At 61.8% G+C, this 267-nt stretch carries 1 pseudogene; it reads right to left on the bottom strand.

Features of this window, described 5'->3' with window-relative positions:
• Positions 1-131 (bottom strand): annotated as a pseudogene (locus OWC48_RS46840) (IS3 family transposase); the annotation flags it as partial.
• Positions 132-267 lie beyond the last annotated feature (136 nt).

Here is a 267-nt window from a genome sequence, read left to right as displayed (position 1 = left end):
CGGCTGGAGCGATAGCGGATCATCTTCCGATCCGCACCCACGATCGAGCAGGCCCGCCGTTCCGACAGGCTCATGACGGCCTGCAGATGCGCGACCGCAGCGCGCTTGGCGGCGGGCCCTACCATTTGGCGGCGGGCCCTACCATTAATGGGATGGTCCGCCCCGTCCTCCTCCCTCATTATAGGAAGGTCAGATCAAAAGAGGAGAGTATCATGGCCCATCGCAATTTGCCGCGACCTGCGGCTGTCTATGGAATCGACATTGGCA

Source organism: Bradyrhizobium sp. Arg816 (assembly GCF_029989365.1).
Lineage (GTDB): Bacteria > Pseudomonadota > Alphaproteobacteria > Rhizobiales > Xanthobacteraceae > Bradyrhizobium.
This window is presented reverse-complemented; position numbering and strand designations above follow the sequence as displayed.